Genomic DNA, 6895 nt, shown 5'->3' on the forward strand with positions numbered 1-6895 from the left:
TGTCCCGTGCTTCGTGCTCTGGGCCCCGTCCTTCGGGCTCTGGGCTCCGGGCTCTGTGCTCGGCCCTTCGGGCTTCGTCCTTCGGGTTGCGTGATTTGCGCTTGTTCTTCGGGCTTCGGCCCGGTTGGTTTCCACGGGCGTCCGGTCCGGGGCCTGCCGGTCGGCAGGCCGTTCGGTTGCCCGAGCATTCGACCTTTCGTTCGACAGGGAGTCGAGAACCATGGACCTCCGGTATACCGAGGCCGAGGAGAGCTTTCGCGCGGAACTGCGCGCGTGGCTCGACCGGGCCATTCCGTTGTTGCCGGCCAAGCCCGACCGCAACGACTGGCCGGGTCGACGGGCCTACGACACGGCCTGGCAGCGGTTGTTGTTCGAGGCCGGCTATGCGGGCCTGCACTGGTCGGTCGAGGCGGGCGGCAAGGGGGCCACGCCGACCGAGCATCTGATCTTCCTGGAGGAGACCGAGCGGGCCGGCGCACCGTACGTGGGGGCGAACTTCGTCGGCCTGCTGCACGCGGGACCGACCATCGACGCGGCCGGCACCGAGGAGCAGCGGCGCCGGTACCTGCCGGGCATCCTGCGCGGCGACGACGTGTGGTGCCAAGGCTTCTCCGAGCCGGGTGCGGGCAGCGACCTCGCCTCGCTGCGGACCCGGGCGGTCCGGGACGGTGACGACTACGTCGTCAACGGCTCGAAGATCTGGACCTCGCACGCGGAAGTCGCGGACTACTGCGAGATGTTGGTACGCACCGACCCGGACGCCCCGAAGCACAAGGGGATCACCTGGCTGATCGTGCCGATGGACACGCCGGGCATCACCATTCGTCCGCTGGAGACGGTGATGGGCACCTCGGAGTTCGCCGAGGTGTTCTTCGACGACGTGCGGGTGCCGGTGGCCAACCGGGTCGGCGAGGAGAACGACGGCTGGCGGGTCACCATGGTCACGCTGTCGTTCGAGCGCGGTACGGCGTTCGTCAGCGAAGTGGTCGCCTGCCAACGTCTGCTGCGCGAACTCGCGGCGCTGGCCAAGAAGGTGACACGACGTCAGGCGAGCGCCTGGGACGATTTGGCGCTGCGGCGCGAACTCGGGCACCTGACCGCCGAGTTCGAGGCGTTGTGGGCATTGACCAAGTGGAACGTCTCCGAGGCGCAGCGTTCCGGGGTGCCGGGCGTGGGTGGTTCGGTGTTCAAGCTGCGGTTCTCCGAGACGAAGCAGAAGGTGTACGACCTGGCACATCGGCTGCTCGGTCGGGCCGCGCTCGCCGTGGACGACGTGGCGGGGCTGCCCAGTGGCTCGTTGATGGACGAACGGCTGTCGTCGCTGTCGTACACGATCGCGGCGGGCACGTCGCAGATCCAGCGCAACATCGTGGGCGAGCGCATTCTCGGCCTGCCGAAGGAACGGTGATCGGGCATGGATTTCCAGCTGAGCGAGGACCAGCGCGATCTGCGGTCCGGGGTACGGGAGTTCTGCGAGGGACGGTTCGGTCGGGATCGCATGCGGGCCCTGGTGGACACCGCGCCGGTGCCCGGCATGGTGGACCGCGGGTTGTGGCGCGAACTGGCCGAGACCGGCTTCTTCTCGCTGCGGATCGCCGAGGAGGCGGGCGGCGTCGGGCTCGGGGTGGCCGAGGCGGCGCTGGTGTACGAGGAGGCGGGTCGGGTGCTGCTGCCCGGGCCGCTGGTGGCCACGCACCTGGCGGCGTCGCTGCCCGGGGAGCTGGGGGCGAAGGCCGCCGCGGGTGATGCGGTGGTCGGGCTGATCGAGGGCGACTCGTGGCCGCTGCTCGTGGAGCACCTGGACGCGTTGGATTGTTTGCTGGTGCTGACGGGTGAGGGTGTTCGGCGGGTCGACCCGGCCGCCGTGCAGGGGGTGCGGGTGGCGCATCCGGTGGATCCGTTCACGCCGGTGACGTCGGTGGACGAGCTGCCGGCGGGTGAGTTGGTGGCCGATGCTCTCGTCGCGGAGCAGTGGCGCCGAATCGGAGCGGTGCTCACGGGGGCGCTTCAGCTGGGGATCGCGGGTCGGCTCACCGAGTTGGCCACGCAGTACGCCAAGGAGCGCGAGCAGTTCGGGCGGGTGATCGGCGGTTTCCAGGCGGTCAAGCACCTGTGCGCGGACATGCTGGTGCGGACCGAGCTGGCGCGGGCGGCGGTGTACGCGGCGGCCGTGACGCTGGACGACCCGGCGGTGGGCGATCCGGAGGTCGCGGTGCTCACGGCGAAGGTCATGGGTGACGACGCGGCGACGCGCAACGGCAAGGACGCCACGCAGGTGCACGGGGGGATGGGGTTCACCTGGGAGGTGGATGTGCATCTCTACCTGAAGCGGGCTTGGGTGCACTCGACGCAGTTCGGCGGGGCGGAGGAGAACGAGGAGGCGTTGGCGGGGACGCTGTAGCCGGGCGCTCTGGCCGCAAGGGCTTTTGAGGTCGGCCTCGGGCGCGGGCCGGGCTGGGTGGTTCGGTCCGCCGTGGGGCGAGGGTTGCCTTGGGTCGGCCTCAAACGCCGGCCGGGCCGGGTGGTCTCGAGTGCGGGGCTGGGTGGGCCACCGGAAGGCTTCGCCGGTGTCGAGGGTCGGGTCGTTCCCGACGTTGCCGATGCGAATCAGCCCCGCTCGGGGTTCGACGAGGGTGGGCGGATGCCCGTGCAAAGGCGGGAATCGGGGGCGGTCGTCCCAGGAGGCGGGCGCGTCGGCTCAGTACGCTGGACGGACGCACGCTGTGGGTGCCGGCTGGGGTGGGGGAAGGTGGCGCGGGGCGTGACCCGGGGTGAGGATGACGCGGTCGCGCGGGGGCAGGCATTCGGGCGGTTGCAGGCCGGGCTCGAAGTGGTCATGGCCGGGGCGCGGAGCGGGCGTCGGCATCGCGAGCTTGCTCGCCGGGCGGGCGGGGAACTCACTCGGGGCGAGGCCCAGACGCTTACGCGGGTGGTGAAGTTCGGCCCGGTGCGGGCGTCGGCTCTGGCCGAACTCCTGGACAGCGACCGGTCCACGACGAGCCGTCAGGTGGACGTACTCGTCCGGGGCGGATTCGTCGAGCGGTCGGTCGATCCGACGGACGGTCGCGCGCACCTGCTTCGGGCGACTCGGCGTGGACGGCGTCTGGCCGACGGGATCCGTGCCCAATGGGCCGGACTGATGAGTGAGGTCCTCGCCGACTGGCCGGCCGAGAAGGTCGACCGACTTGCCGACCTGCTCGCCGAGTTCGGCGAGGCGTTGGGTCACACGCCGGAGGAGTGACGGGTCGGTGCCTGGTGGGGCCTCGTGTCTGCAAGGCCCCCACGGAGGGACCGTGGCGGGCGTGGAGGCTCCGGTGTTTCGACGCCGGACGTATCCATGTCTTGACGTATCCGCGTCTCGACGTCTCGTGTGTTTGTGTCGTCTCGTGTCGTGTCGTGTCGTCTCGGCCTCGGCCTCGGCCTCGGTTCGGATTCGGACCGGGGCCGAGGCCCGCCGTGCGGCGTGGGATGTGGGCCGTGTGTCAGCCGGTGCCGCCGCCGCGCATTGCCGCCGTGACCTGGTCGAGTTGCTTGCGTACCAGGCTCTCGTCGGGGCGGTGGGGTGTCGGCTCGGTGAGGTTGACGTGGGTTACCCGGATGAGGGTGGTGCCCACGCGGATCAGGACGATGGAGTGCGCCCATCCCTGGCCGTTGTCCAACCGCGTCACGACCTCGGCGCTCATGCTCGCGTCGCCGAGCTTGGGGTCTGCGATCTCGCGGGTGGTCAGTCGACCCGTGGTTCCCTCTTGGCTGAATCGCTCGGTCGGGCAACGGGGCACGAGTTCCCGCGCCTTGGGGATGAGGCCCTCCGCGTCACCGGGGGTGAGGGAGGTCAACGTGACGCCGAAGATGGCGTAGGACTTGCCACCGGGAGCCGGATCCCTGGCCGTGATCGACGCCGCGCCCTTGACCGGGAACACGCCGGAGGAGGGATTCAGCATGGTCGTGAGCCGCGCACAGTCGCCGGCGGCGTCGTTGCCCTCCGGTACCGGATCCGTGTCCACGTATGTGGTCCAGCTCTCGGGCATGTCCGCCTTCGGGAGCAGTGCCCGTTTCAGTTCGTCGCTCGACAGGTAGGGCGCGGTGCGGGGCGACGCCGGCGCGGTGGGGGTGGGCTTCGTCGCGGAGTCGGCTGTGGTGGTCGTCGTGGTGGGCGGGGCCGATGCGGGGCCGGCCGTGCTCACCTCGGCGGCCTTCGAGCATGCGGTTGTGGCGGCGAGCAGTGCGGCCGCGAGCAGGCCGAGTGAGGGGCGGATGCGGGAACGTGCCAAGGCGGGGACCTCCGCGGGGAGCGGCAACGGGAGCGTGAGCAGGAGCGGGACGGGGACGGGCACGGGCACGGGACGGGTACAGGCCCGGGGTGGGGTGGCCGGCCGAAGGCGACAGGCGGCGCTTCAGCATTCCAGTCGGTTCATGTCCCGGTTCGGTCAGGGCCGATCGTGTCCTCGGCCGGGTTGTGGGCGTGCCGGCTTCGTGGGGCGGTGAGTTGCGTGATGCAGGTCAACCAATTTTGGCGTTTGTGCTGATCAGAGTGGTTGTCCATTGACAGTTCTCCACTCTGGGGATATTCCTGACTGGTCGTCAGATAAGCTCGGGCAGCAGCAGGGAGCCAGTCATGGAGCGCGACTTCGAGAGTCGGGCCGGGGCGGTCGTGGTCGTCGGGGCCGGCGGCGGGATCGGTGCCGCGATCTGTCGGATGTTCGCCGAGCGCGGTGCGGACCTGGCGGTCACCTACCGCAAGGGAGCCGCCGCGACCGAGGCGGTTGCCGAGCAGGCCCGGTCCGAGCACGGCCGGCGGGCCCGCGCATGGCAGGTCGATCTCACCGACGCGGACGCCGTGGCGACCTTCGTGGACGCGGCGGCGGCGGAGTTCGGCGGCGTGCACACGGTTGTGTACGCGTCCGGGCCACACGTGCCGATGGTGCACCTGAGTCGGGTCACGCCGGCCCAGTACCGCGAGCAACTCGACGGTGACGCCGCCGCGTTCTTCAACCTGGTGCACCCGTCGCTGCCGCACCTGCGCGCGGCGGGCAACGGCAGTCTGGTCGCGGTCACCACGGCCGCGACGAGCCGGTTCCCGGTCCGGGACGGCCTGTCGTCCTGTACGAAGGGCGCGGTCGAGGCGATCGTGCGCGGCATCGCGGCCGAGGAGGGCCGGTTCGGGGTCCGCGCGAACAGTGTCGGGCCGGGCATGCTCACCGACGGCATGGCCGCGCGGCTGATCGACAGCGGCGACCTGGACGAGCGCGCGCTGGACGTCGCGCGGCGCAACATCCCGCTCCGGCGATTCGGTCGGGCGGTGGACATCGCCGAGGCGGTCTGCTTCCTGGCCTCCGACCGGGCGGGCTTCATCAGCGGCCAGAAGCTGGATGTGGACGGCGGCTACGGCGTCTGACGACCGGCCGCCTGTACGTCGTTGCGGAGAGCCGTGCTGCGAACGATCATGGCCGTCATGGCGCAACCGAGGCGGCTCATCGAATGCGGAGACTTCGTCCTGCGACGCTGGGAGGGGCAGCAGGACTTCGCTTCGGCGTTCGCGTTGATCGAGGAGTCCGTGGACCACCTGCGCCCCTGGGAGCTGTGGGTTGCCGGTCACAGTGAGGAGAACACCCGGGAACTCCTCGCGAAGTTCGAGGCGCGGTGGGACACCGGCGAGGTGTACAACTACGCCATCACCACGGACGGCACTCCCGTCGGCATGTGCCAGTCCTCCCGCGGGGCCGAGCCTCGGGGCCGGCGCATCGGATACTGGCTGCACCCTGCCGCGACCGGCCGGGGCATCGCCACGAGGTCGACGGCGGCGTTGGTCGCCGAGATGTTCACCCTGCCGGAGGTGGAGTACCTGGAAATCTCGCACGACCTGGCAAACACCTCCAGCGCCGCGATACCGCGCCGGTTGGGCTTCACCGAAGTCCGACGTGAACAGGGGAGGCTGCCCACAGCCCCCTCGGGCAGCGGGATCGACGTGATCTGGCGGCTGTACCGCCCCGCGTCGCCCGTCGACGGCACGCACGGCCCCTGAATTTCCGAAGCCATCGGGTTGGGTTCCTGTCCCTTCGGCTTCGAACGAGACGGCCTCTTCCCGGGCTCGTGGCGGCACTTCGCGTTGCCAACGGCGACCACTGGCATCCGCATCCCGTGCCCGCCCCGCCCCGCCCCGCTCCGTCCCGCTCCGCTCCGCTCCGTCCCGCTCCGGGGGGCATCCCATGTGCTGCGCTGCTGCGGCCTCAGCCCGTGACGAGCCATCGCTGCCCGTTTTCGTTCACCTGCCACTGCTGCCCCAGGGAATCGGTGAACGTAACCTGAGGCGGGCTGTAGAAGATGTCGTTGGCAGGCCATACGCCGCTGTAAAAGACGGCCACACTTCTCGGGGCCAGGACGTCGATCGGATACGTCGATCGCGTGGCTCCGTACTGTCCTTCGAGCTGAATGGTCGCCCACTCCGGACTGCCACTGCCACCGAAGTCCACGCGAACGCCGCGTATCGGATAGTCGGTCGGGTTGGTGACCGTGACGGTGCGGGATCCATTGCCGTCGGCAGCAGGATCACCGGGCACGTCGGCGAACTTGCTGTCGACCGTGATGCGGCGGGCCTGGTCGGTTCGGTCTCTGGCATAGGCCAGCAGTTGGTCTTGTTGGAGCTGTAGGACGCGGGTTTGCTCGGCCACGAACAACCGCTGCTCGTCGAGCTGTTGACGCTGATATCGCAGAGTCCGCAACGTCGCCCAAGCCGCAGTCGCGGCGAATACGGCCCCAGCTGCGGTCAGCGCGTTGCTCCGGTCGACCCGATCCGGCTTCATCAGGACAGCGTAACCACACCGGCAGCGTGCGGGGGGGGGGGGGGGGGGGGGGGGGGGGGGGGGGGGGGGGGGCGGGGGGGGGTGGGGGGGGGGGT

At 70.3% G+C, this 6895-nt stretch carries 7 protein-coding genes; 5 read left to right on the forward strand and 2 right to left on the reverse strand.

Going from position 1 to position 6895, the window contains the following annotated elements:
- Window positions 1-220: 220 nt before the first annotated feature.
- From ACIBM5_RS39990 to ACIBM5_RS40000, 3 genes are all read left to right on the forward strand, one after another.
- Window positions 221-1408, forward strand: a complete 1188-nt coding sequence (locus ACIBM5_RS39990; protein WP_396011607.1) for an acyl-CoA dehydrogenase — start codon at window positions 221-223, stop codon at window positions 1406-1408.
- 6 nt (window positions 1409-1414) lie between these two features.
- Window positions 1415-2401, forward strand: coding sequence for an acyl-CoA dehydrogenase family protein (locus ACIBM5_RS39995; RefSeq protein ID WP_396011608.1), 987 nt, complete (start codon window positions 1415-1417; stop codon window positions 2399-2401).
- Between the two features lie 360 nt (window positions 2402-2761).
- The gene (locus ACIBM5_RS40000; protein ID WP_396011609.1) at window positions 2762-3241 is read left to right on the forward strand and encodes a MarR family winged helix-turn-helix transcriptional regulator; all 480 of its coding nucleotides are present in this window, start codon (window positions 2762-2764) and stop codon (window positions 3239-3241) included.
- Window positions 3242-3482: 241 nt separating this feature from the next.
- On the opposite strand, the gene ACIBM5_RS40005 is transcribed toward ACIBM5_RS40000, so the two are convergent.
- Window positions 3483-4271, reverse strand: coding sequence for a hypothetical protein (locus ACIBM5_RS40005; protein WP_396011610.1), 789 nt, complete (start codon window positions 4269-4271; stop codon window positions 3483-3485).
- Between the two features lie 344 nt (window positions 4272-4615).
- Here ACIBM5_RS40005 and ACIBM5_RS40010 point away from each other — a divergent pair, with 344 nt between their 5' ends.
- Together ACIBM5_RS40010 and ACIBM5_RS40015 are read left to right on the forward strand one after the other, a co-directional pair.
- Window positions 4616-5395, forward strand: coding sequence for an SDR family NAD(P)-dependent oxidoreductase (locus tag ACIBM5_RS40010; protein WP_396011611.1), 780 nt, complete (start codon window positions 4616-4618; stop codon window positions 5393-5395).
- Between the two features lie 57 nt (window positions 5396-5452).
- On the forward strand, window positions 5453-6022 hold the full coding sequence (locus ACIBM5_RS40015; protein WP_396011612.1) for a GNAT family N-acetyltransferase: 570 nt from the start codon (window positions 5453-5455) through the stop codon (window positions 6020-6022).
- Window positions 6023-6227: 205 nt separating this feature from the next.
- On the opposite strand, the gene ACIBM5_RS40020 is transcribed toward ACIBM5_RS40015, so the two are convergent.
- A complete protein-coding gene (locus ACIBM5_RS40020; RefSeq protein ID WP_396011613.1) occupies window positions 6228-6800 on the reverse strand; it encodes a hypothetical protein in 573 nt (190 codons plus the stop codon).
- Window positions 6801-6895: the final 95 nt, after the last annotated feature.

This window comes from Embleya sp. NPDC050493, from assembly GCF_044458105.1.
Taxonomy (GTDB): Bacteria; Actinomycetota; Actinomycetes; order Streptomycetales; family Streptomycetaceae; genus Embleya.